Below are 21,193 nucleotides of genomic sequence, written 5' to 3'. Positions count from 1 at the left end.
ACACCGTGCGCTTCTCGGTTTGCCCGGTCATACGGCGAAGGACGAGCCTAAAGTCGACTGGATCGGCAGCGAGCGGGTGCGGTTTTTGAGAGGACGCTACGTGGTCCTAGTGCGCATTTCGGGCAAACCAAAACGCCCCAAAGCCGCGAGCTAGGACGGCTAGGGGGTATGCCAGCCCGTAAATCTCGGATGCGGTCACTCGGCCCGCTCGTTGAGGCGCATGGCGACGTAGCCCATACCGATGACGACGACGGGCAGCACAATGTAGGCGTAGATCCACAGGCCTGTCATTTCAGCCTCCTTAAAGTGCGATGCGCCATCCCGTGAAGCGAACCGGACGCCGCCAACCACAGCACACTTCCAATCGCGAGCGTAACACCGTGCGCGCTCGATGTCGTCGCCCCAACACCATATAGGGTGGCGACAATGGGACCGAACACCCCGACCGTAAGACAAGCCGTCGAGGCCCGGTCCAGGGCATTCGCAGTGAGCTTGGTGCGCTCGTTCGCTACCAGCTTGGCGCGGGTGTCTTCCGGCGTTTCGGGATCGCTTACTTCACTTTATCCCCTTTGGCGGGAAGTTACTTGGATCGGTTCTCATCGAACTCAAGGCCAGCGTCCTCACCGTACTTTTCGGTCAGCTTATCCTGGATGAGCCAGGCGTGAAATTCGCTGAGCAATGAGTAAAGGTTATTTCATTGCTCCTTGGGTGGATTTTCGTTCGACATTCTGAATATACCAGCGATCAGGTCTGCAACTTCGTCCGCAGGCGGGTAGTGCATTTCCAACAGCTGGACGATCTCTGCGTTCGTGCTTCGGCCATTGCTCCTGGCGGCAGCGGCGATGCGGTCGCGCATCCCCTCAGGGACACGGATCACGGTTTTGTCGAGAGATCGGCTTTCAGAGTCCTGGGCCATGGCGCACCCATGCTTCAAAAAGCCGACGCAGAAAATTTTGGCCTCAGGCCAACATTTTCCTGTGGAGGCCTTCTAGCTTTATCATAATGTGTCAATTCAGAACAAAGCTTAAGTAAATCAATAACTTGCCATTAACGCGGTCTTAGGCGCTCCGCCGGAGACTGGCGCGAATTCCGGCGATCCTTGCCCGACGAGGCGCCCGATCGAGCGCGGGCGAAGCCCTGAGGATGCCGGACGCCATGCAGACAAATGCGCAGACGGGTCTCTCCGAAGGCATCCTGGCCGCGAAGGGGATCGCGGCCCTGACCGAAGCGGGCGCGATCCGGCCGGACAGCGCCTACGCCCCCGACCAGATCCAGCCGGCGAGCCTCGATCTCCGCCTCGGCGCCCGGGTGTTTCGCGTCCGCACGAGCTTCCTGCCCGGCGCCCGCACGGTCCAGGCCTGCATCCAGGCCTTCGTGCTCCACGAGATGGACCTGACGCAGGGCGCCGTGCTGGAGACGGGCTGCGTCTACATCGCCGAATTGCAGGAGCACCTCGCCCTACCGGCCGATCTCTCCGCCAGCGCGAATCCGAAAAGCTCGACGGGGCGGATCGACGTCTTCACCCGCGTCATCACCGACCGGGGCACGGCGTTCGATCAGGTCGAGGCCGGCTATCACGGCCCGCTCTACGCCGAGATCTCGCCGCGCACCTTCCCGGTGAAGGTCCGCACGGGCTCGCGCCTGTCGCAGATCCGCTTCCGCCGGGGCGAGCCGCGCCTCACGGACGGCGAACTCGCGGCGCTTCACGGCAAGACCCCCCTGGTCGATGCGGCAAACCCGTCGTTCCAGGGCGGCATCGCCGTCTCCATCGATCTCGCCGGATTCGACGGTCTCATCGGCTACCGGGCCAAGCGCCACACCGGCCTCGTCGACGTCGACAGACCCGGCGCGCACCGGACGTCCGAGTTCTGGGAGCCGCTCGCTGCCGACGGCTCGGGGGCGCTCATCCTCGATCCGGGCCAGTTCTACATCCTGGCCTCGAAGGAATCCGTGCAGGTGCCGCCGGACCACGCCGCCGAGATGGTGCCGTTCGATCCCCTCGTCGGCGAGTTCCGGGTGCACTACGCCGGCTTCTTCGATCCGGGCTTCGGCTTCGCCGGGGCCGGCGGGGCGGGGGCGCGGGCCGTGCTGGAGGTGCGCTCGCGCGACGTGCCGTTCCTGCTGGAGGACGGCCAGATCGTCGGCCGCCTCGTCTACGAGCGCATGGCCGAGGTGCCGGCGACCCTCTACGGGGCCGGCGCCGGCTCGAACTACCAGGCGCAGGGGCTGAAGCTGTCCAAGCACTTCGCCTGAGAAGAACTTGGCCCGAGAAGCCCCGCGACGCTCTGCGCAAAGCGGCCCGGCGGCCCGCGCGCTGGGACATCGGGCGGTGGCACCCTATCTCAGTCTCATCGAGACCCGAGAGAGGACAACCATGAGCAACGAACGCGCAATCCTCGCCGGCGGATGCTTCTGGGGCATGCAGGACCTGATCCGGCGCCAGGAGGGGGTCGTGTCCACCCGCGTGGGCTACACGGGCGGCGACGTGCCGGACGCGACCTACCGCAACCACGGCACCCATGCCGAGGCCATCGAGATCACGTACGACCCGAGCATGACGAGTTTCCGGCGGATGCTGGAATTCTTCTTCCAGATCCACGACCCGACGACGCCGAACCGGCAGGGCAACGACCGGGGCCTGAGCTACCGCTCGGCGATCTACTACACCGACGACACGCAGCGTCAGGTCGCGGAGGAGACCATCGCCGACGTGAACGCCTCGGGCCTGTGGCCCGGCAAGGTCGTCACGGAGGTGACGCCGTCCGGCCCGTTCTGGGAGGCCGAGCCGGAGCATCAGGACTACCTCGAGAAGCGCCCCGACGGGTACACCTGCCACTTCGTCCGGCCGAACTGGAAACTCCCGGTCCGCGCGGACAAGCCCCTCACGCCGGCCAAAGACGTCATACCGGCAACGTGAGGCCGGCGCGCAGGCCGCCGAGGCCCGAGCGGTCGAGGTGGAGCCCGCCGCCGTAGAGCTCGGCGAGTTCCTGGGTGATGGACAGGCCGAAGCCATTGCCCGGTACGGACTCGTCGAGGCGCCGGCCCCGCCGGACCGCCTCGGCGGCGGCCTCCGGTGCGAGGCCGGGCCCGTCATCCTCGACGGTGATCACGAGGCCCGCATCCGTGCTGGCCGCGCCGATCCGGACGTAGCCCCGGCACCATTGGCAGGCATTGTCGATGAGGTTGCCGAGCATCTCGTCGAGGTCCTGGGCATCGCAGGCCACCGCCGCTCCGGACGGGAGGTTCACGTCGATGACGAGGCCCTTGCCCGCATAGAGCCGCGCGAAGGTGGTGCGCAGATCCGCGACGGGCTCGGCGAGGGAGGTCCGTGCGCGGGTGGCGCTGCCCAGTGCCGCAGCGCGGGCGCGGCGCAGGTGATGGCGCACTTGGCCATCCATGGCGCCGACGAGGCCGCCCAGGACCCCATCGGGGTCGCGGGCGCGGTCGGACAGGGCAAGCGACAGGGTCGCGAGCGGCGTCTTCAGGCCGTGGGCGAGGTTGGCCACGTGGGTGCGGGCACGCTCCAGATTCGCCGCGTTCTGGTCGAGGAGGGCGTTGACCTCCGCCACCACGGGGCGGATCTCGGCCGGCTGCTTGCCCGGCACCCGGGCGCGATGCCCGGCCCGCACCGCCGTGAGGTCGCGGCGCAGGCGCTCCAGCGGTCTGAGGCCGAGGCGCACCTGCGCCACGGTGCCGGCCATGAGGCTCAAGCCCAGGATGCCGAGGATCAGCGCCAGGGCGCCGCCCGCCTCGCGCAAGGGGCCGCGCAGGGCGTCGGCCGGCGCCGAGGCGACGAGGACCGCCGGCGGCGCCCCGGCCTCGGGCGGCAGGGTGAGGACGCGCAGGATCAGGCTTTCGCCCCACGGGCTGGTGCCCTCGGCCGGGCGCGGGTGATCCGGGCCAGGCCGGTCGCGCGCCCGTTCGCCGGGGTCGAGGTCGCGGCCCTCCAGGGCGCCCGAGCGCAGGACGGTGTCGCCCTGGCGCACCTGCCAGTACCAGCCGGCCCGGTCGCGGTCGAAGGGTGGTCCGTCGAGGGTGCGCGCCAGGCGCAGGCGGTCGCCGGGACCGCGCTCCAGGCCGGCCGCGAGGGCGACGAGCTGGCTGTCGAGGCGGCTGTCGAGCTGGCCCCGGACGAAGCGGTGCAGGATGAGACCGATGGCGACGCCCGCCACCACCAGGGCGACGGTGATGGCGACCAGGGCGGCGAGCAGCAGCCGGCGCTGGAGCGAGCCGAGGTGGAACGGCCCCGGCGGGGCAGGGGGCTCGGGCTTGCCATGGGGGGGCATCACGCCGCCTCGCCCGGCATCAGGCGATAGCCGTGGCCGCGCACGCCCTCGATGCGTGCCGGGGCGATCTTGCGGCGCAGGCGCGTGATGATGACCTCGACGGAGTTCGAATCGACGTCGGCATCGCCGTCATAGACCCGCTCGATGAGCTGGCTGCGGGGCACCACCCCGTCCTTGCGCAGGATGAGGCAGGACAGCACCCGCCATTCGAGGCCCGTGAGCTTCAGAGGCAGGCCATCGCGCTCGAAGGTGCCCAATCCCGAATCGTAGGTCAGGGGCCCGCACACGACGCGGCTCGCCCCGTGGGCGGTGGCGCGCCGCACGAGGGCGCGCAGGCGGATCACGAGCTCCTCGACCCGGAACGGCTTGACCAGGAAGTCGTCGGCCCCGGCCTTGAAGCCCGCCACCTTGTCGCTCCAGCCGTCCCGCGCCGTGAGGATGAGCACCGGCACCGTCCGGCCTTCGCCGCGCCAGGCCTGGAGCACGGCGATCCCGTCGCGCTTCGGCAGGCCGAGGTCGAGCACCACGGCGTCGTAGGTCTCGGTCTCGCCGAGATGCTGGCCGTCCTCGCCGTTCACGGCGTGATCGAGGGCGAAGTTTTCGGCGCGCAACGCCTTGGCGATCTCGGCGGCGAGCGGCGCGTCGTCCTCCACGAGCAGGATCTTCATGGGGCGCAGGGTCCGTCGGGTTGAGCAGAAGGGGCGGGCTACGCCGTGCGGTTTAACCGGGGCTGAACCGCCTGGTTCAGATCGGATTGGCGGGACGCCCCTAGAACGGCGTCAACCCGAGAGGGCAACCCGACCCAGGACATCGACACCATGACCACCGACAACATAGACCGGACCGCCACCGACCTGACCCCGAAGGCCACCTCCAAGCGCTCCAGCCGCCGCGCCCTCGTGGCCGGCGTCATCGCCGCGCCCCTCGCCTTCGGCGCCGTCGGTCTGTCGCTGGCCCAGAACAACGCCGCGACGCTGACTCCCGTGGAGCCCATCGCCATCGCGGCCCTGACGCCGTCGGCCGCCATCGCCGCCAGGGGCGAGGTCGCCGAGATCTACGGCAACAAGTTCGTGGTGCAGGATCCCACCGGCAAGGCCCTGGTCGAGACGGGCAAGCGGGGGGAGAGCGGCACCCTGGTGAAGACCGGCGAGGCCGTCACCGTCCAGGGCCGGTTCGAGAACGGCTTCCTCCACGCCCTGCTCATCACCCGGGCGGACGGCACCAAGGTCCTGGTCGGTCCCGCCGGCGGCCCGCCCCCCGGCACCCTCGACTGGGCCAAGGACAAGGTCGGTCTCGGCGCCAAGCCCGACGTGCCCGCCCTGACCGCCCAGGTGGCGGCGGCCGGCTATTCCGACATCCGCGTCACGGGCCGGGGGCCGCGCCACCTCGACGTCGCCGCCCGGGGCGCGGATGGCCGCGAGCGCCAGCTCCATGTCGGCTTCGACGGACACATGCGGGAGAAACGCGTGTTCTAGAAATCGGTCGTTCCGATTCGCGTCCCCCCGATGTCCATCCTTCCAACGGGGTCCCAGGCCCCTTCACTGAAAGATCGTCCCATGACCAAGACCATCGCCCTGCTGAGTGCGGCCGCGATCCTGCTCGCGTCCTCCGCCATGGCCCAGCCTGCACCGCCGCCCGGCGGCCCCAAGCCCGGGCCGGAGGCCGGCGCCCCGCCACCGCCGCCGCCGGGTGGTCCGCATGGTGGTCCCCGCGGCGCACGTGGCGGCCCCGACGGACCGCCTCCGCCGCCGAAGGCCGCGCATTTCCGCCTGGAGCGGGGCGACACCGCCCTCGACGTGAAATGCGCCGCCGACGAGCCGATGAAGGCCTGCGCCGACATCGCCCTGCAGTTGCTCGACAAGCTCGCGGCCATGCCGTCCCCCACGCCGGCTGCGAAATCCCGCGACTGATCGAACCTCGATGGACAGGCGACCCACCACCGCCTGTCCATCGGGCCGGGCACGGGCGGCGAGACGGGCACGATTTTGCATGCCCGCCCGGAACGGGGGGTTGAATTATTGCGCTGCGATATAAGATAGCATCGGCGCCGGCCGTAACCTGATAAAGTGGCAACGGCAATTGCCTGAGAAAGGTCTATCCATGTCCAAACTGTCCCGCCTGTCCATCGCCCTCGGCGCCGTGGCGCTCACGCTTCCGCTGGCGCTGCCGGCCTCCGCCAAGGAGCCGGGCGCGAAGAAGGTCCTCTCGATGGTCGACACCGACAACGACGGCACCATCGACCTCAAGGAAGCCCAGGCGGTGGCCGGCGCCCTGTTCGACAAGCTCGAGTCGGACAAGGACGGCACCGTGGATGCCAAGGAGCTCAAGGGCCGCGTCAGCAAGGCCGCCCTCAAGGCCGCCGATCCGGACAGCGACGGCACCCTCGACAAGGCCGAGTATCTCGCCCTCGTGGAAGCCCGCTTCAAGGCGGCCGACCCCGACAACGACGGTACCCTCGACGCCAAGGAGCTGAAGACCCCGGCCGGCAAGGCGCTCGTGTCCCTCCTCAAGTAGGATCGCGCGCACCGCGCAGATGACGGCCCGGCACCCCGCGTGCCGGGCCGTTCGTGTTTCAGAGGCCATCGACCGTGAACCGCGACCGGGCAGCGAGGATTGACCGTTGCCCCCTGTTCGGAACATGCCAAGCTGGCACGCCATTCGCGAGGACGGCCCGTTCACATCGATCGGTCCCGCGAAGACGCCCGGTCCTGGAAAAGGCACCCATGGAATTCTTCGCCCAGCAGTTCATCAACGGGCTGACGCTTGGATCGATCTACGGCCTGATCGCCCTCGGCTACACCATGGTGTTCGGCATCATCGGCATGGTGAACTTCGCCCATGGCGACGTGTTCATGCTCTCGTCCTTCATCGCGCTGATCTTCTTCCTCATTCTCACGACTTGGCTCGGGCTCACCTCCGTCGCCCTCGTCTTCCTCATCGTGCTGATCGTCGCCATGGTGCTCACCGCCCTGTGGGGCTGGGCCATCGAGCGGGTGGCCTACCGGCCCCTGCGCGGCTCGTTCCGCCTGGCGCCGCTGATCTCGGCCATCGGCGTGTCGATCTTCCTGTCGAACTTCGTTCAGGTGGTGCAGGGCGCCCGCAACAAGCCGGTGCCGCCGCTGGTGCGCGACGTGATCGTCCTCTACCAGAACGAGCAGTACACCGTGACCCTGTCCTACAAGCAGGCGATCATCATGACGACGACGGCGCTCCTGCTCGCCGGCTTCTGGTACCTCGTGCAGCGCACCTCCTTCGGCCGGGCCCAGCGCGCCTGCGAGCAGGACCGGCGCATGGCGGCCCTGCTCGGCATCAACGTCGACCGCACCATCTCGCTGACCTTCGTGCTCGGCGCCGCGCTCGCCGCCGTCGCCGGCACCCTCTACCTCCTGTATTACGGGGTGGTCTCGTTCTCGGACGGGTTCGTGCCCGGCGTGAAGGCGTTCACGGCCGCCGTGCTCGGCGGCATCGGCTCCCTGCCGGGTGCCGTGCTCGGCGGCCTCATCATCGGCCTCATCGAGACGTTCTGGTCGGCCTACTTCTCCATCGAGTACAAGGATGTGGCCGCGTTCCTGATCCTGATCGTGGTGCTCATCTTCAAGCCGTCCGGCATCCTCGGACGCCCCGAAGTGGAGAAGGTCTGACGTGGTTCAAGGTTCGACGATCGGACGGGCGACTCCGACCGTGGCCGCGCGCGCCACCTCCGCCCTCCCCGAGATGATCAAGGATGCCGCCCTCTTCGCCCTGGTGACCCTGGGCCTGAGCATCCCCGTGGTCGCCTACCGCACGGATCTTGGCCAGGGCACCGGCCTCGGACTGACCGGTCGCTGGGGCCTCGTCGCGGGCCTGTGCGCCGCCGTGTTCGTCCTGCGCCTCGCCCAGCGCCTGGTGCTGGGCGAAGTCTCGCGCCGCCGCGACGCCCGCACCCTGGCGCAAGCGGAGTCCACGGCCCCCGCCCGCCTTGCACGCCCGGGCCGGATCATCGGCCCGCTCACCCTCGGGGTCGCCCTGACCCTGCCGCTGCTCGCCGCCCTCGGGTCGGGCGGCCTGTCGGAGGGGCGCTACTGGATCGATCTCGGCATCCTCATCCTCACCTACGTGATGCTCGGCTGGGGCCTCAACATCGTGGTGGGCCTCGCCGGCCTCCTCGACCTCGGCTACGTCGCCTTCTACGCCGTCGGCGCCTATTCCTACGCCCTGCTGTCGACGGTGTTCGGCCTGTCGTTCTGGGTCTGCCTGCCGCTCGCCGGCCTGTTCGCGGCGGGTTTCGGCGTGCTGCTCGGCTTTCCCGTCCTGCGCCTGCGCGGCGACTACCTCGCCATCGTGACGCTCGCCTTCGGGGAGATCATCAGGCTCGTTCTCATCAACTGGGTCGACTTTTCCGGCGGGTCCGCCGGCCTGTCGTCGATCCCGCGCGCCAGCTTCTTCGGGATTCCGTTCACGGCCGGGGAGGGCGGGTTCGCCAGCGTGTTCGGCCTCGCCTTCAACCCGATGCACCGGGTGGTCTTCCTCTACTACCTCATCCTCGTGCTGGCGCTCGTCACCAACCTCGTCACCCTGCGCATGCGCCGCCTGCCGCTCGGCCGCGCCTGGGAGGCGCTCCGCGAGGACGAGATCGCCTGCCGGTCGCTCGGGATCGACACCACGATCACCAAGCTCTCGGCCTTCGCGCTGGGCGCCATGTTCGCGGGCTTCGCCGGGTCGTTCTTCGCCGTGCGTCAGGGCTTCGTCAGCCCCGAGAGCTTCAACTTCCTCGAGAGCGCCATCATCCTCGCCATCGTCGTGCTCGGCGGCATGGGCAGCCAGCTCGGCGTCGCGGTGGCCGCCATCGCCATGGTGGGCGCGCCGGAACTGCTGCGCAACCTCGGCTTCCTCAAGGCCGTGTTCGGCGAGGGGTTCGACCCCAACGAGTACCGCCTGCTGCTGTTCGGCCTCGCCATGGTGGCCATGATGGTCTGGCGCCCGCGCGGGCTCATCTCCGAGCGCACGCCCTCCGTGCGCCTGGGAGCGCGCGCCCGATGATGCAAGTGACCGGACTTCACGCCACCGGCCTCGCCCGCCTCGCCACCCTGCAGGACGAGCCCCCCGCCGCCATGCCCGGCGGCCCGGCCGACCCGATCCTGGTCGTCGATCACCTCACCATGCGCTTCGGCGGGCTCACCGCCGTCGGCGACGTCTCGTTCAAGGTCGGGCGCGGCGACATCACCGCCCTCATCGGCCCGAATGGCGCCGGCAAGACCACGGTCTTCAACTGCATCACGGGTTTCTACAAACCCACCGAAGGGATGATCCGGCTGCGCCAAGAGGGCGGCGAGACCTACCTGCTGGAGCGCCTGCCCGGCCACGACGTCAACCGGCTGGCCCGGGTCGCGCGCACCTTCCAGAACATCCGCCTGTTCCCGCAGATGACCGTGCTGGAGAACCTGCTGGTCGCCATGCACAAGCCCCTGATGCGGGCCTCGGCCTTCAGCCTCGCGGGCATCCTCGGCCTGCCGGGCTACCGGAGGGCGCAAGAGGAGGCCATCGCGAAGGCCGCCGCCTGGATCGCGCGCATCGGCCTCACCCACCGGGCCGACGAGCCGGCGGGCGACCTGCCCTACGGCGACCAGCGCCGCCTGGAGATCGCCCGGGCCATGTGCACCGAGCCGGTCCTGCTCTGTCTCGACGAGCCGGCCGCCGGCCTCAACCCGCGCGAATCGGCCGACCTCAACACCCTGCTGCGCCTCATCCGCGACGAGTTCGGCACCTCGGTGCTCCTCATCGAGCACGACATGTCGGTCGTGATGCAGATCTCCGACCGCATCGTGGTGCTCGATTACGGCATCAAGATCGCTGACGGCACACCCGACGCGATCCGCAACGACACGCGCGTCATCGCCGCCTATCTCGGCGTCGACGACGAGGAGGTCGCAGCGGTCGAAGCGGAAGTCGGGTTGACGGGGACTTCCGCATGAGCGTCGCCGGCATCAACGTCCTCGTGGACGAGACCCGCGCCCGGACAGAGGCCGCGAAAGCGCCGCTCCTCAGCGTGCGCGGGGTCTCGGCCTATTACGGCAGCATCCGCGCCCTCAAGGGCGTCGACATCGACGTGAACGAGGGCGAGATCGTCGCGCTCATCGGCGCCAACGGCGCCGGCAAATCGACCTTGATGATGACGATCTTCGGCCAGCCCCAGGCGCGCGAGGGCACCATCACCTTCGCAGGGCAAGACATCACGAAGCTGCCGACCCACGAGATCGCCCGCCTCAACCTCGCCCAGTCCCCCGAGGGCCGGCGCATCTTCTCGCGGATGACCGTGCGTGAGAACCTGCAGATGGGGGCCGCCGTCAACGGGGGCAAACACTTCGCCGAGGATCTCGAGCGGATGTGCACCCTGTTCCCGCGGCTGCGTGAGCGCATCGACCAGCGCGGCGGCACCATGTCGGGCGGCGAGCAGCAGATGCTCGCCATCGCCCGCGCCCTCATGAGCCGGCCGCGCCTGCTCATGCTCGACGAGCCCTCGCTCGGCCTCGCGCCCCTGGTGGTCAAGCAGATCTTCTCCACCGTGCGCGAATTGAACCGCACCGAGGGACTGACCGTATTCATCGTCGAGCAGAACGCCTACCATGCCCTCAAGCTGGCGCATCGCGGCTACGTCATGGTCACGGGCGCCGTCACCATGAGCGGCACCGGACAGGCGCTCCTCGACGATCCGCAGGTGAAGGCCGCCTACCTCGAAGGGGGACAGCATTGAGCATGCCGGAGACCTTCGCGTTGAACGGCGCCACACTCGGAATCTTCCTCCTCGTCACCGTGGCCATGGGGGGCTCGGCCGCCTGGATGACCGGGAGCGGCATGGCGCGGGGCTGGCGCCCGTTCTGGCACTGCGCGCTGGCCCTTCTGCTCATCGCGGGCGTGACGCGGTTCCTGCATTACGCCCTGTTCGAGGGAACGCTGCTCTCCGGGCCGGCCTACGCCGTCGATGCCGTGGTCGTCCTGGCGGTCGGCGCCTTCGCCTATCGCTTCACCCGCGCCGGCCAGATGACCCGGCAATACGCCTGGCTCTACGAACGCACCGGTCCGCTGAGCTGGCGGGACCGGCCGGCCGCGCCCTAGAATTCACGTGTCCTGCGATCCTGCCGTCACGGGATTCCCGGGCGGCACGACGCTTCGAGAGGGGAAACCAACATGAAGTCAGTGTTGTCAGTCGGCGTCGCTCTCGGCCTGATGGTCGCGGCGACGGCAGCGCATGCGGAGATCAAGATCGGCGTGGTCGTGCCCGTCACCGGGCCGAACGCCGCCTTCGGCGCGCAGATCAAGACCGGCGCGCAACAGGCCATCGCCGACATCAACAAGGCCGGCGGCGTGAACGGCGAGAAGCTCGTGATGACGGTGGGCGACGACGCCTCCGATCCGAAGCAGGGCGTCTCGGTCGCCAACAAGTTCGCTTCCGAGGGCGTGAAGGCCGTGGTCGGCGCCTTCAATTCCGGCGTCTCGATCCCGGTCTCCGACGTCCTCCAGGAATCCGGCATCGTCGAGATCAGCCCCGCCTCGACGGCGATCAAGTACACCGAACGCGGCAACTGGAACACGTTCCGCACCTGCGGCCGCGACGACCAGCAGGGCGCGGTGGCGGGCGCCTACCTCGCCGACAAGTTCAAGGGCAAGAAGATCGCCTTCGTGCACGACAAGACGCCCTACGGCCGCGGGCTCGCCGACGAGACCCTGAAGGCGCTGAAGGCCAAGGGCGGCACCAACGTGATCTTCGAGGGCATCAACCCCGGCGAGAAGGACTTCTCCTCCCTCGTATCGAAGCTCAAGCAGGCGGGCATCGACGTGGTCTATTTCGGCGGCCTCTACACGGAGGCCGGCCTGCTGATCCGCCAGATGCGCGACCAGGGCCTCGCCGCGCCCCTCATGGGCGGCGACGGCATCGCCGACCGCGAGTTCGCGCAGGTGGCCGGCCCCGGCTCCGACGGCACCCTGATGACGTTCTCGCCCGACGCCCGCAAGAACCCGAAATCCAAGGCCACGGTGGACGCCTTCAAGGCGATCAACTTCGACCCGGAGGGCTACACCCTCTATTCCTACGCCGCCGTGCAGATCCTGAAGCAGGCCATGGAGACCGCCAAGTCCTCCGACGGCCAGAAGGTCGCCGCCGTCCTGCATCAGGGCAAGCCCTTCGACACGGTGATCGGCGACATCGCCTACGACAAGAAGGGCGACATCACCCGGCCGGACTACGTCATGTACGTCTGGAAGAAGGGGCCTGACGGCGCCATCAACTACGCCGGCAACGAAGTCGCCCAGTGAGCGCGTCCGTCACCGGCCCCGCGCGGGGCCGGTGACGGCGTGAGGCAGGACACGGCGGAGACGGGACACGCGATGGGAACGCCGAGGGACCTCAAGGTCCAGATGGCGGCCGAGACCCGGGCGCGCGAACGAGCGCAGGCCCTGGCCAAGCTGCAGACGGTCCGCGCCGACAAGGCCGAAGCCGCCCTGATCGAAGCCAGGGCCGAGCGGGATTCCTGGCAGGCGCGGGCCCTCGCCGCGGAAGCCGACCGCACCAGCCCGCGGGACGGGGCGCCCACCGAGTCCGGCGTCCGGCCCGGAACGGGTGCCACCGGCGATGTTCCGGGGAGAATCAAGGGCTGAAACGACGCCGCTTTGCCCCGGCCACGGCGGCCGTGCACCGGTCACCCACGCGATCGCCCGCGAAAATGCCTGTTTCGACCCGGGAAAATGCCCAGAATGTCGGTTTATCGATTTCTTGAACGCTCCCATGTCTGGCGAGCGGCGTTCGCCCGTGGCATACTGGCTCCATGAGCGAGACAACCATCAACACCCATCCCTACACCCTCGAGATCGTGCCGCCGAAGGCCGAGGGGGCTCCCTACCAGTGGGCCATTCGCAAGAACGGCAAGCTGGTGCAGCGGTCCGACCGCAGCCTGCCCACCGAGGCCAAGGCCTACGGCAACGGCATGGAGCAGATCGAGAAGCTGCTTTCCGGAGCCGGCGACCGGTAAGCCGAAGCTTCCGAACGATCACCATCAATCCTCCTCGACGCCGCGGCCCCAAAGGTTCGCGGCGTTTTTCATGGCGTGGCCACGACGCGCCCTGAACGACGCGCCCGGGGAATGAGCGAGATTGAGAAGGTATCCGCGCGAGGTCGCGAACGGACGGCAGCCTGGCGGGGGATCGAGACATCCGGCTCACGCGGCGCCCGACGGCACCCGGCTCTGGCACGGACGAAGGATTGGCTCCCCGAGCAGGACTCGAACCTGCGACAAAGCGATTAACAGTCGCTTGCTCTACCAGCTGAGCTATCGGGGATCACCGCCGGGTCTCTACACACGCCCGACGGGGCGTGCAAGGGAGCGGCATGACCGCCCGGGTCGCGCAAGACCTGCGCTGAACCCGGGACGAAACGAAGGTCCCATGGACCGCGACCCTGCACTTGCGTCCGCAAGCACCGTACAGGATCGAAAGAAGAGATTGGCTCCCCGAGCAGGACTCGAACCTGCGACAAAGCGATTAACAGTCGCTTGCTCTACCAACTGAGCTATCGGGGACCGCGACCGGGTCTCTACACAGGGCCGATGCCGGACGCAAGACCCCGGGACCGGCGTTTGACAAATCCGTCGCATTTCACCGAACGGCCCCTGCGGCGGCGGACGCGCGCCGAGACAGGGCGAGTTCACCACGCCGGCACCCGCCCGCAACTTACCCCGCGTTGGCCGGCAAAACACCGTTGCCGATCGGCCCAACCCTCTGCTAGAGACCCCTCACCCCGGACGGACCGCCCGGCCGGGGTCGACGCCTCGCAGGTCGGGGCAGAGCGGGAAGGCCTCGTGGCGGAGTGGTTACGCAGAGGACTGCAAATCCTTGCACCCCGGTTCGATTCCGGGCGAGGCCTCCAAATCCTTCCCCGTTTCGTTCCATCGGTGAACCTGTCCCCGCTATTCTCCCAGTGGGGACCGGTGCGCGCAGGGCGGCCCCGGGAACCTTGCGTTTTCGACCCCTATCCCCGACAACCCGCGAGCATCAAGCGCCGCCGCAAGCACCTTTCCTGGGCAAGCACCTCCCCGGGGAGGGCCGCGCCGGGCGCGGGGCCGCCGTCGAAGGAAGAGACCGCATCCATGCTCGATTACGCGCAGGCGCGACGCCTCATGGTCGATTGTCAGTTGCGGACCTTCGACGTGAACAGCGTCACCGTCCTCGACGCGTTCGAGGATGTGGCCCGCGAGCGCTTCGTGCCGCCCGGCCGTGAGGATTTCGCCTATATCGACCAGACCCTGAGCCTCGACGGCGGCGGCGGCGACGTTCGGGCCATGCCGGCCCCGATGATGCTCGCCCGGATGATCCAGGCCCTGGACCTCGAGGCCGGCGCCAAGGTCCTCGACGTCGGCACCGGCTACGGCTACGCGGCCGCCATCCTGCGCCACCTCGGCGCCCACGTGGTCGCCACGGAATCCTCCGCCACCCTGGCGGCCGGCGCCCGCGAGCGCCTGGGCGACCTCACCGGCATCGAGGTGGTGGAGGCCCCCCTGGAGGCCGGCGCCCCGGCATCCGCCCCCTACGACGCGATCCTCGTCAACGGCCGCGTCGAGATCCGGCCGCAGGCGCTCCTCGAGCAGCTCAAGGAGGGCGGCCGCCTCGTCTGCGTCTTCGGCCCGCCCCGCGCCGCCAAGGCGACGCTGTTCGTGCGAACCGGCGAGGCCTTCGGCACGCGCCCGCTCTTCGATGCGGCGCTTCCGGCGCTCGGCGCCTTCGCGGCGGCGAACGACTTCGCCTTCTGATCTGCCAAGGACCGACCGGCTGGTGTCGCTTTTTTGCGGCACTGCCGTCCATTCCACACCCGGCCAGCCCCCAACCCGGTGCCCGCTCCGCCAAGTTCGGCTAGACTTGCCGATGGGCGGGCAACCCGGATGGCGCGAATGCGCGAAGCCGCAAGATGACGGCTGACCGGTTCATCGTGAAACCGCAAGGGCTGATGAACGTGAGAGAACGGAAACCAGCGACGCGCCACGGGCTTCGGTGCGTCGGCATCGTCGCCCTCGCGCTGGCTGCAGCGCATCCGGCCAAGGCCGAGACGCTGGAGAGCGCCCTGTCGCGCGCCTACGCGGCGAACCCGACTCTGAACTCCAACCGCGCCGCCCTGCGCGGCGTCGACGAGAACGTGGCCCAGGCCAAGTCCGGCTACCGGCCGACGGTGAGCGGATCGGCCGATATCGGCATCGCCAGGAACGACGGCCGGGTCCAGGGTTTCAACATCGACAACGTGACCCGTCCGGGCGGAGCGTCCCTTACGGTCAACCAGACGCTGTTCAACGGCTTTCAGACGGACAACCAGACCCGCCGGGCGGAGTCGAACGTGCTCGGCACGCGCGAGACCCTGCGCGCCGTCGAGATGAACACCCTGTTCAGCGCGGCGCAGGCCTACATGTTCGTGCTCAGCGACACGGCCAATCTCGAATTGCGTCGCAACAACGTCGAGGTGCTGGAAGAACAGCTGCGCCAGACGCGCGACCGCTTCAACGTCGGCGAGGTCACCCGCACCGACGTCGCCCAGGCCGAGGCGCGCCTTGCCGGCGCCCGCTCGGAAGTGAGCGGCGCCGAGGCGACCCTGCGCGCCAGCATCGGCACCTACCGCCGCTTCATCGGCGTCGAGCCGCGCCAGCTCGCCCCCGGCCGCCCCCTCGACCGCTACGTCCCGGCCAACCTCGATGCCGCGGTGACCATCGGTCTGAAGGAGCATCCCCAGATCCTGGCCGCGATGCATGCGGTCGACGTGGCCGAGGCCAGCGTGAAGGTCTTCGAGGGTCAGCTTGCCCCGACGGCGGGCCTCTCCGGCACGGTCCAGCAGCGCTTCGACGGTCAGTTTCCCGGCGACCGCAGCCTCAACGCACAGATCGTCGGCCGCATCTCCGTGCCGCTCTACGAGGGCGGCCTGACCTACTCGCAGATCCGCCAGGCCAAGGAGCTCGTGGGCCAGCGCCGGATCGAGGTCGAGGACGTGCGCGATCAGATCCGCTCGGCCATCGTCACCGCGTGGGGCCGGCTCGAAGCCTCGAAGGCCCAGGTCATCGCCTCGCAGGCGCAGGTCCAGGCCAACGAGGTGGCCCTCAACGGCGTGCGCGAGGAAGCCCGCGTCGGCCAGCGCACCACCCTCGACGTCCTCAACGCGCAGCAGGAACTGCTGAACTCGCGGGTCAACCTCATCCTGGCCCAACGCGACCGCGTGGTGAATTCCTACGGCGTGGTCCAGACCATCGGCCGCCTCACCGTGCGCTTCACGGCGCTGCCGGTGGCGACCTACAGCCCCAAGGAACATTTCGATCAGGTCAAGGACCTGTGGTTCGGGGTGCGGACGCCCGACGGACGCTGAGCGGGCTTTCCTGGCTTGGGGCCGGCGCATCGTCCTCGATCGCCTTGGTTAACGCATCGTGTCCCGCCGCCAACGGCGTGACGCACCCACGATGGTTCGTCCCTGGGAGCCGCCGGTGTTCCGGGGGGTCGCCCGCGGGCCACACGCCCAGGGGGAATCGCGATGGCGACGCTTATCCCGCGCCCCGTTCCGCCGGCCGCTTGTGTCCGCCCGGGAGCGTGAAATACTGGCCGACATCGTGAGTGTCCCTCACAAAACGCCCGTCACGCTGGAGCCCGCGGGGCGAGAACCGATCGGTGATCGGGAGTTTTGTGGGGGACCCTGAACTATTATCCTTGAGAGCCGAGCGTCGTCCGGATGAGTGCAGCCAGCCCCAAGGTGCCGGACAAGGCCCAGGAACCCTCCATGGAGGAAATCCTCGCCTCCATCCGCCGCATCATCGCCGACGACCAGAATGCCAAGGCCGAGGTTGGGGAGTCCGTGCGCGCCGCACCGCCCCCGCCTGAGAACGACGACATCCTCGATCTCGCCGAAGTGGCCCAGCCCGTTCGCAAGCCGCCGCCACCCGTGGCCTTCGAGGAGCCCGATATCGGCTTCACCAACGAGACGCTCGATTTCGACGCCATCTCGTTCGACGACGAGCCGGAGCCCGAGCCCGAGCCCGTTCGGATGGCCGCACCGGAGCCGCCGCGTCCGGCGCCGCAACCGGCCTACGAAGCGCCGCGACAAGAGTATCGCGAGCCACCGGCATATCGCGAGCCGGAGGCGGCCGAGCGCCTGACCTCGTCGGTGACCGATGCCAGCGTCGGCCAGGCGTTCAACATGCTGGCCAACACGGTTCTGTCCAACAGCCCCCGCACCCTGGAAGACCTCGTACAGGATATGCTCAGGCCGATGCTGAAGGGCTGGCTCGACGAGAACCTGCCGACCATGGTCGAGCGCCTCGTGCGCGCCGAGATCGAGCGCGTCGCGCGGGGGCGCTGACATGGCGCGGGTCGAGGAATCGCCCCCCTCGTGTTGACGCGGCGGGCCTGACGGGTTGAAAGCGGGCCAACCCGCAGCGCTCGAACTGGCCCGACCCCGCCCATGATGGACAAGACCTTCGACCCCGCCGCCGTCGAGGCGCGCGTCAGTGCCGCCTGGGAGGCGGGCGACGCGTTCAAGGCCGGCCGGCCCGATCGGGCGGACGCCCGGCCCTTCACCATCGTGATCCCGCCGCCGAACGTCACCGGCAGCCTTCACATGGGCCACGCCCTCAACAACACCCTGCAGGACATCCTGGCCCGGTTCGAGCGCATGCGCGGCCGCGACGTGCTGTGGCAGCCCGGCACCGACCACGCCGGCATCGCCACCCAGATGGTGGTGGAGCGTCGGCTCAGTGAAGCCAAGGAGCCCGGCCGCCGCGAGATCGGCCGCGCGGCCTTCGTCGAGAAGGTCTGGGCCTGGAAGGCGGAATCGGGCGGCGCCATCGTCCATCAGCTGAAGCGCCTCGGCGCCTCCTGCGACTGGTCGCGCGAGCGCTTCACCATGGGGCTGAACGGCGCGCCCGACGACCAGATGGTCCGGGCCGTGACGAAGACCTTCGTGGACCTTTACAACGACAATAAGATCTACCGCGACAAGCGCCTCGTGAACTGGGACCCGAAGTTCCAGACGGCGATCTCGGACCTCGAAGTGCTGCAGGTCGAGGTGAAGGGCCATCTCTGGCACTTCGACTACCCCCTCGTCGATGCCGACGGCGCCGAGACCGGCGAGGTCATCACCGTGGCGACCACACGCCCCGAGACCATGCTGGGCGACACCGCCGTGGCGGTCCACCCGGACGACGAGCGCTACACCCACCTCGTCGGCCGGCACGTTCGGCTGCCCCTCGTCGGTCGCCTGATTCCCATCGTGGCCGACACCTATTCCGACCCGGAGAAGGGCACGGGCGCCGTCAAGATCACCCCGGCCCACGACTTCAACGATTTCGATGTCGGCCGCCGCGCCGGCTGCACGCCCATCAACATTCTGGACCCCGAGGCCCGGATCAGCATCGCGGACAACGTCGCCTTCCTCGCCGGCGCGAACCCGGAGCCGGAGGCGATGGCGCTGCACGGCCTCGACCGGTTCGCGGCGCGAAAGCAGGTCGTCGCCCTCATGGAAGCCCGCGAGCGCCTTCGCCTCGTGGAGCCCAACACCCACGCCGTGCCGCACGGCGATCGTTCGAACGTGGTCATTGAGCCCTATCTCACCGACCAGTGGTACGTGAAAGTCAAGCCGCTCGCCGAGCGCGCCCTCCAGGCCGTGCGCGACGGCCAGACCAAGTTCGTGCCCGAGACCTACGAAAAGACGTTCTTCCAGTGGCTGGAGAACATCGAGCCGTGGTGCATCTCGCGCCAGCTCTGGTGGGGCCACCAGATCCCGGTCTGGTACGACGAGGACGGTGGCTTCTTCGTCGCGCCGAGCGAAGCCGAGGCGCAGACCCAAGCCGACGCGAAGCACGGCCGGCCGGTCACCCTGCGCCGGGACGAGGACGTCCTCGACACGTGGTTCTCCTCCGCCCTGTGGCCGTTCTCGACGCTGGGTTGGCCGGACGCCACGCCCGAGCTCGCGCGCCACTACCCGACCGACACCCTGGTCACCGGCAAGGACATCATCTTCTTCTGGGTCGCCCGGATGATGATGCTCGGCCTCCACGTCACCGACCGGGTGCCGTTCTCCACCGTCTATCTCCACACCCTGGTGCGGGATGCCGCCGGGGCCAAGATGTCGAAGTCGAAGGGCAACGTCGTCGATCCCCTCGGGCTCATCGAGCAGTACGGCGCCGATGCCCTGCGCTTCACCCTGGCCGCCATGGCGGCGCAGGGGCGCGACATCAAGCTCGCGGTCAACCGCGTCGAGGGCTACCGCAACTTCGCGACCAAGCTCTGGAACGCCTCGCGCTTCGCCGAGATCAACGGCTGCACCCTGCGGGCCGACTACCGCCCCGAGGCCGCCACCGATCCCCTGAACCGCTGGGCCCTCGGCGAGGCGGCCCGCGCCGTGGCCGAGGTCACGGCGGCGCTCGACGCCTACCGCTTCAACGACGCGGCGGCGGCCGCCTACCGCTTCGTCTGGAACATTTTTTGCGATTGGTACGTCGAGCTGGCCAAGCCCGTTCTGCAGGGCGAAAACGTCGATGCGGCCGTGAGAGAGGAGACGCAAGGAACCGTCGCCTTCCTCATCGACCAGATCGCCAAGCTCCTGCACCCGTTCATGCCGTTCCTCACGGAGGAGCTCTGGGCCATCAAGGGTGCGGGCACTCCCGATCGAGGCCTCCTCGCCCTGGCACCCTGGCCCGATCTCGCGGCCCTGAATGACGCCGAGTCCGAGGCCGAGGTCGGCTGGCTCGTGGACCTCGTCTCCGAGATCCGCTCGGCCCGCTCCGAGACCGGCGTGCCGGCCGGCGCGCAGATCCCCCTCGTGGTGGTCGGCGCCGACGACGCCCTGCGCGCGCGCGCCACGCGCTGGACCGACACCCTCCTGCGCCTCGCGCGCCTCTCCGAGATCAGCTTCGCGGACGCGGCTCCGCGCAACGCCGTGCAGCTCCTCGTGCGCGGCTCCGTGGCCGCCCTGCCGCTGGAGGGCATCGTCGATCTCGGGGCCGAGGTCGCCCGCCTCACCAAGGAAGCCGCCAAGGCCGCGGCCGAGATCGAGAAGATCGACGCCAAGCTCGCCAACGCCGACTTCATGGCTCGCGCCCCCGACGAGATCGTGGACGAGCAGCACGAGCGCCGCAGCGCCCAGGCCGCCCGCCTGGAGAAGATCACCGAGGCCCTGGCGCGGCTCTCCGACCAGACCCCGTGATCGTGCGCCGGCTGGTTTTCGGAGTTGCCGGCCTGATCGCGATCGTCCTGTTCGCCATGGTCCTCACGGCGAGTCCCGGCGACCCGGCTTTGTATCCCGCCACGGGCGACGACGCCCGGACCATCCACCTCGTCAGCCACGGCTGGCATTCCGGCCTCGTGATCCCGCGCGAGGCCCTGACGGGCGCGGGCGCGGGCGCGGCGCTCCGGGCCGTCGCGCTGCGGTTCCGGGCCTACCCGGACCTCGAATTCGGCTGGGGCGAGGCCCGGTTCTACCGGGCGACGCCGACGCTCGCCGAGTTCGATCTCCGCCTCGCCCTCGAAGCTCTGTTCACCCCCGGCGGCCGTGCCGGTGTGGTCCAGGTGGTCGGCCTGGAGCGGACCGTACGGAACAGCTTTCCGCACGCCGACATCGTGCCCGTTCAAGTCTCGAGCACCGGCCTCGCGCGCCTCATCGCCCGCCTCGACGCAAGCTTTCGCCTGGACGACGGACAACCCGTCGCGGGCGGTCCCGGCCTCTACGGACCCAGCCTGTTCTACGAGGGCGCGGGGCGCTTCTCCTACGCCAATGTCTGCAACCACTGGGTGGCCCGGCTCCTCAACGCGGCGGGCGTGCCGGTGACCCTCATGCTCGACACCCACCCCCAGGGGTTCCTCCTCGATCTGCGCTGGCGCGCCGGCCTGACCCAGGCGCCGAACCTGTCCAAACCGTAACC

The 21,193-nt window shown here is 69.1% G+C and carries 21 protein-coding genes and 3 tRNA genes; 19 read left to right on the top strand and 5 right to left on the bottom strand.

Going from position 1 to position 21,193, the window contains the following annotated elements:
* Positions 1 to 694: 694 nt before the first annotated feature.
* Complete coding sequence (locus MKK49_RS09115; protein WP_244027845.1) at positions 695 to 916, bottom strand: Arc family DNA-binding protein; 222 nt, start codon at positions 914 to 916, stop codon at positions 695 to 697.
* Positions 917 to 1,155: 239 nt separating this feature from the next.
* On the opposite strand from MKK49_RS09115, the gene MKK49_RS09110 reads away from it, so the two are divergent.
* Complete coding sequence (locus MKK49_RS09110) at positions 1,156 to 2,253, top strand: 2'-deoxycytidine 5'-triphosphate deaminase (protein ID WP_244027844.1); 1,098 nt, start codon at positions 1,156 to 1,158, stop codon at positions 2,251 to 2,253.
* 121 nt (positions 2,254 to 2,374) lie between these two features.
* The gene (msrA, locus tag MKK49_RS09105) at positions 2,375 to 2,917 is read left to right on the top strand and encodes a peptide-methionine (S)-S-oxide reductase MsrA (protein WP_244027843.1); all 543 of its coding nucleotides are present in this window, start codon (positions 2,375 to 2,377) and stop codon (positions 2,915 to 2,917) included.
* On the opposite strand, the gene MKK49_RS09100 is transcribed toward msrA, so the two are convergent.
* Both MKK49_RS09100 and MKK49_RS09095 read right to left on the bottom strand, forming a co-directional pair.
* Positions 2,901 to 4,286: a sensor histidine kinase gene (locus MKK49_RS09100; protein ID WP_244027862.1), complete on the bottom strand. Its 1,386-nt coding sequence runs from the start codon at positions 4,284 to 4,286 to the stop codon at positions 2,901 to 2,903. The two genes, msrA and MKK49_RS09100, sit on opposite strands and share 17 nt — an antisense overlap.
* On the bottom strand, positions 4,286 to 4,954 hold the full coding sequence (locus MKK49_RS09095) for a response regulator transcription factor (protein WP_244027842.1): 669 nt from the start codon (positions 4,952 to 4,954) through the stop codon (positions 4,286 to 4,288). Before MKK49_RS09095 ends, MKK49_RS09100 begins: the two co-directional genes overlap by 1 nt.
* A gap of 150 nt (positions 4,955 to 5,104) precedes the next feature.
* Between MKK49_RS09095 and MKK49_RS09090 the strand changes: the two genes are divergently transcribed.
* The 11 genes from MKK49_RS09090 (at position 5,105) to MKK49_RS09040 (ending at position 13,288) form a co-directional block, all read left to right on the top strand.
* Positions 5,105 to 5,761, top strand: a complete 657-nt coding sequence (locus MKK49_RS09090; RefSeq protein WP_244027841.1) for a DNA-binding protein — start codon at positions 5,105 to 5,107, stop codon at positions 5,759 to 5,761.
* Between the two features lie 81 nt (positions 5,762 to 5,842).
* Positions 5,843 to 6,196 carry a hypothetical protein gene (locus MKK49_RS09085; protein WP_244027840.1) on the top strand — a complete coding sequence of 118 codons (354 nt, stop codon included), beginning with the start codon at positions 5,843 to 5,845 and terminating at the stop codon, positions 6,194 to 6,196.
* Between the two features lie 190 nt (positions 6,197 to 6,386).
* Entirely contained in the window at positions 6,387 to 6,800 is a 414-nt protein-coding gene (locus MKK49_RS09080; protein WP_244027838.1) for an EF-hand domain-containing protein, read from the top strand.
* 209 nt (positions 6,801 to 7,009) lie between these two features.
* Positions 7,010 to 7,927, top strand: a complete 918-nt coding sequence (locus tag MKK49_RS09075) for a branched-chain amino acid ABC transporter permease (RefSeq protein ID WP_244027836.1) — start codon at positions 7,010 to 7,012, stop codon at positions 7,925 to 7,927.
* Positions 7,928 to 8,000: 73 nt separating this feature from the next.
* On the top strand, positions 8,001 to 9,305 hold the full coding sequence (gene livM / locus MKK49_RS09070; RefSeq protein WP_244027861.1) for a high-affinity branched-chain amino acid ABC transporter permease LivM: 1,305 nt from the start codon (positions 8,001 to 8,003) through the stop codon (positions 9,303 to 9,305).
* Between the two features lie 71 nt (positions 9,306 to 9,376).
* Positions 9,377 to 10,237 (top strand): ABC transporter ATP-binding protein, encoded by an 861-nt coding sequence (locus tag MKK49_RS09065; protein WP_244027860.1) that lies wholly within the window; start codon positions 9,377 to 9,379, stop codon positions 10,235 to 10,237.
* Positions 10,234 to 11,016: an ABC transporter ATP-binding protein gene (locus MKK49_RS09060; RefSeq protein WP_244027834.1), complete on the top strand. Its 783-nt coding sequence runs from the start codon at positions 10,234 to 10,236 to the stop codon at positions 11,014 to 11,016. The genes MKK49_RS09065 and MKK49_RS09060 overlap by 4 nt, the downstream gene beginning before the upstream one ends.
* Before the next feature lie 2 nt (positions 11,017 to 11,018).
* Positions 11,019 to 11,378, top strand: coding sequence for a DUF6867 family protein (locus tag MKK49_RS09055; protein WP_244027832.1), 360 nt, complete (start codon positions 11,019 to 11,021; stop codon positions 11,376 to 11,378).
* A gap of 72 nt (positions 11,379 to 11,450) precedes the next feature.
* Positions 11,451 to 12,575 (top strand): branched-chain amino acid ABC transporter substrate-binding protein, encoded by a 1,125-nt coding sequence (locus tag MKK49_RS09050; RefSeq protein ID WP_244027830.1) that lies wholly within the window; start codon positions 11,451 to 11,453, stop codon positions 12,573 to 12,575.
* A gap of 72 nt (positions 12,576 to 12,647) precedes the next feature.
* Entirely contained in the window at positions 12,648 to 12,917 is a 270-nt protein-coding gene (locus MKK49_RS09045) for a hypothetical protein (RefSeq protein WP_244027828.1), read from the top strand.
* A gap of 167 nt (positions 12,918 to 13,084) precedes the next feature.
* Positions 13,085 to 13,288: a hypothetical protein gene (locus MKK49_RS09040; protein WP_056095218.1), complete on the top strand. Its 204-nt coding sequence runs from the start codon at positions 13,085 to 13,087 to the stop codon at positions 13,286 to 13,288.
* A gap of 231 nt (positions 13,289 to 13,519) precedes the next feature.
* On the opposite strand, the gene MKK49_RS09035 is transcribed toward MKK49_RS09040, so the two are convergent.
* Together MKK49_RS09035 and MKK49_RS09030 are read right to left on the bottom strand one after the other, a co-directional pair.
* A tRNA-Asn gene (locus tag MKK49_RS09035) sits at positions 13,520 to 13,595 on the bottom strand.
* A 163-nt stretch (positions 13,596 to 13,758) separates the two neighbouring features.
* Positions 13,759 to 13,834, bottom strand: a tRNA-Asn gene (locus tag MKK49_RS09030).
* A 273-nt stretch (positions 13,835 to 14,107) separates the two neighbouring features.
* On the opposite strand from MKK49_RS09030, the gene MKK49_RS09025 reads away from it, so the two are divergent.
* The 6 genes from MKK49_RS09025 (at position 14,108) to MKK49_RS09000 (ending at position 21,191) form a co-directional block, all read left to right on the top strand.
* Positions 14,108 to 14,181: transfer RNA gene (locus MKK49_RS09025), tRNA-Cys, on the top strand.
* Between the two features lie 220 nt (positions 14,182 to 14,401).
* On the top strand, positions 14,402 to 15,061 hold the full coding sequence (locus MKK49_RS09020) for a protein-L-isoaspartate O-methyltransferase family protein (RefSeq protein ID WP_244027827.1): 660 nt from the start codon (positions 14,402 to 14,404) through the stop codon (positions 15,059 to 15,061).
* 194 nt (positions 15,062 to 15,255) lie between these two features.
* On the top strand, positions 15,256 to 16,650 hold the full coding sequence (locus MKK49_RS09015; protein WP_244027826.1) for a TolC family outer membrane protein: 1,395 nt from the start codon (positions 15,256 to 15,258) through the stop codon (positions 16,648 to 16,650).
* 357 nt (positions 16,651 to 17,007) lie between these two features.
* Positions 17,008 to 17,634, top strand: coding sequence for a DUF2497 domain-containing protein (locus tag MKK49_RS24630; protein WP_313899153.1), 627 nt, complete (start codon positions 17,008 to 17,010; stop codon positions 17,632 to 17,634).
* Between the two features lie 102 nt (positions 17,635 to 17,736).
* Complete coding sequence (locus tag MKK49_RS09005; RefSeq protein WP_244027825.1) at positions 17,737 to 20,478, top strand: valine--tRNA ligase; 2,742 nt, start codon at positions 17,737 to 17,739, stop codon at positions 20,476 to 20,478.
* Positions 20,475 to 21,191 (top strand): DUF2459 domain-containing protein, encoded by a 717-nt coding sequence (locus tag MKK49_RS09000; RefSeq protein ID WP_409565044.1) that lies wholly within the window; start codon positions 20,475 to 20,477, stop codon positions 21,189 to 21,191. The genes MKK49_RS09005 and MKK49_RS09000 overlap by 4 nt, the downstream gene beginning before the upstream one ends.
* The last annotated feature ends 2 nt before the right edge of the window (positions 21,192 to 21,193 follow it).

It is taken from the genome of Methylobacterium sp. J-090 (assembly GCF_022829345.1).
Taxonomy (GTDB): Bacteria; Pseudomonadota; Alphaproteobacteria; order Rhizobiales; family Beijerinckiaceae; genus Methylobacterium.
This window is presented reverse-complemented; position numbering and strand designations above follow the sequence as displayed.

Excerpts from the sequence above, each read along its gene's own strand:
- MKK49_RS09115 (WP_244027845.1), bottom strand. The coding sequence starts at position 916 with ATGGCCCAGGACTCTGAAAGCCGATCTCTCGACAAAACCGTGATCCGT.
- MKK49_RS09110 (WP_244027844.1), top strand. The coding sequence starts at position 1,156 with ATGCAGACAAATGCGCAGACGGGTCTCTCCGAAGGCATCCTGGCCGCG.
- msrA (WP_244027843.1), top strand. The coding sequence starts at position 2,375 with ATGAGCAACGAACGCGCAATCCTCGCCGGCGGATGCTTCTGGGGCATG.
- MKK49_RS09100 (WP_244027862.1), bottom strand. The coding sequence starts at position 4,286 with ATGCCCCCCCATGGCAAGCCCGAGCCCCCTGCCCCGCCGGGGCCGTTC.
- MKK49_RS09095 (WP_244027842.1), bottom strand. The coding sequence starts at position 4,954 with ATGAAGATCCTGCTCGTGGAGGACGACGCGCCGCTCGCCGCCGAGATC.
- MKK49_RS09090 (WP_244027841.1), top strand. The coding sequence starts at position 5,105 with ATGACCACCGACAACATAGACCGGACCGCCACCGACCTGACCCCGAAG.
- MKK49_RS09085 (WP_244027840.1), top strand. The coding sequence starts at position 5,843 with ATGACCAAGACCATCGCCCTGCTGAGTGCGGCCGCGATCCTGCTCGCG.
- MKK49_RS09080 (WP_244027838.1), top strand. The coding sequence starts at position 6,387 with ATGTCCAAACTGTCCCGCCTGTCCATCGCCCTCGGCGCCGTGGCGCTC.
- MKK49_RS09075 (WP_244027836.1), top strand. The coding sequence starts at position 7,010 with ATGGAATTCTTCGCCCAGCAGTTCATCAACGGGCTGACGCTTGGATCG.
- livM (WP_244027861.1), top strand. The coding sequence starts at position 8,001 with ATGATCAAGGATGCCGCCCTCTTCGCCCTGGTGACCCTGGGCCTGAGC.
- MKK49_RS09065 (WP_244027860.1), top strand. The coding sequence starts at position 9,377 with ATGCCCGGCGGCCCGGCCGACCCGATCCTGGTCGTCGATCACCTCACC.
- MKK49_RS09060 (WP_244027834.1), top strand. The coding sequence starts at position 10,234 with ATGAGCGTCGCCGGCATCAACGTCCTCGTGGACGAGACCCGCGCCCGG.
- MKK49_RS09055 (WP_244027832.1), top strand. The coding sequence starts at position 11,019 with ATGCCGGAGACCTTCGCGTTGAACGGCGCCACACTCGGAATCTTCCTC.
- MKK49_RS09050 (WP_244027830.1), top strand. The coding sequence starts at position 11,451 with ATGAAGTCAGTGTTGTCAGTCGGCGTCGCTCTCGGCCTGATGGTCGCG.
- MKK49_RS09045 (WP_244027828.1), top strand. The coding sequence starts at position 12,648 with ATGGGAACGCCGAGGGACCTCAAGGTCCAGATGGCGGCCGAGACCCGG.
- MKK49_RS09040 (WP_056095218.1), top strand. The coding sequence starts at position 13,085 with ATGAGCGAGACAACCATCAACACCCATCCCTACACCCTCGAGATCGTG.
- MKK49_RS09020 (WP_244027827.1), top strand. The coding sequence starts at position 14,402 with ATGCTCGATTACGCGCAGGCGCGACGCCTCATGGTCGATTGTCAGTTG.
- MKK49_RS09015 (WP_244027826.1), top strand. The coding sequence starts at position 15,256 with ATGAACGTGAGAGAACGGAAACCAGCGACGCGCCACGGGCTTCGGTGC.
- MKK49_RS24630 (WP_313899153.1), top strand. The coding sequence starts at position 17,008 with ATGAGTGCAGCCAGCCCCAAGGTGCCGGACAAGGCCCAGGAACCCTCC.
- MKK49_RS09005 (WP_244027825.1), top strand. The coding sequence starts at position 17,737 with ATGATGGACAAGACCTTCGACCCCGCCGCCGTCGAGGCGCGCGTCAGT.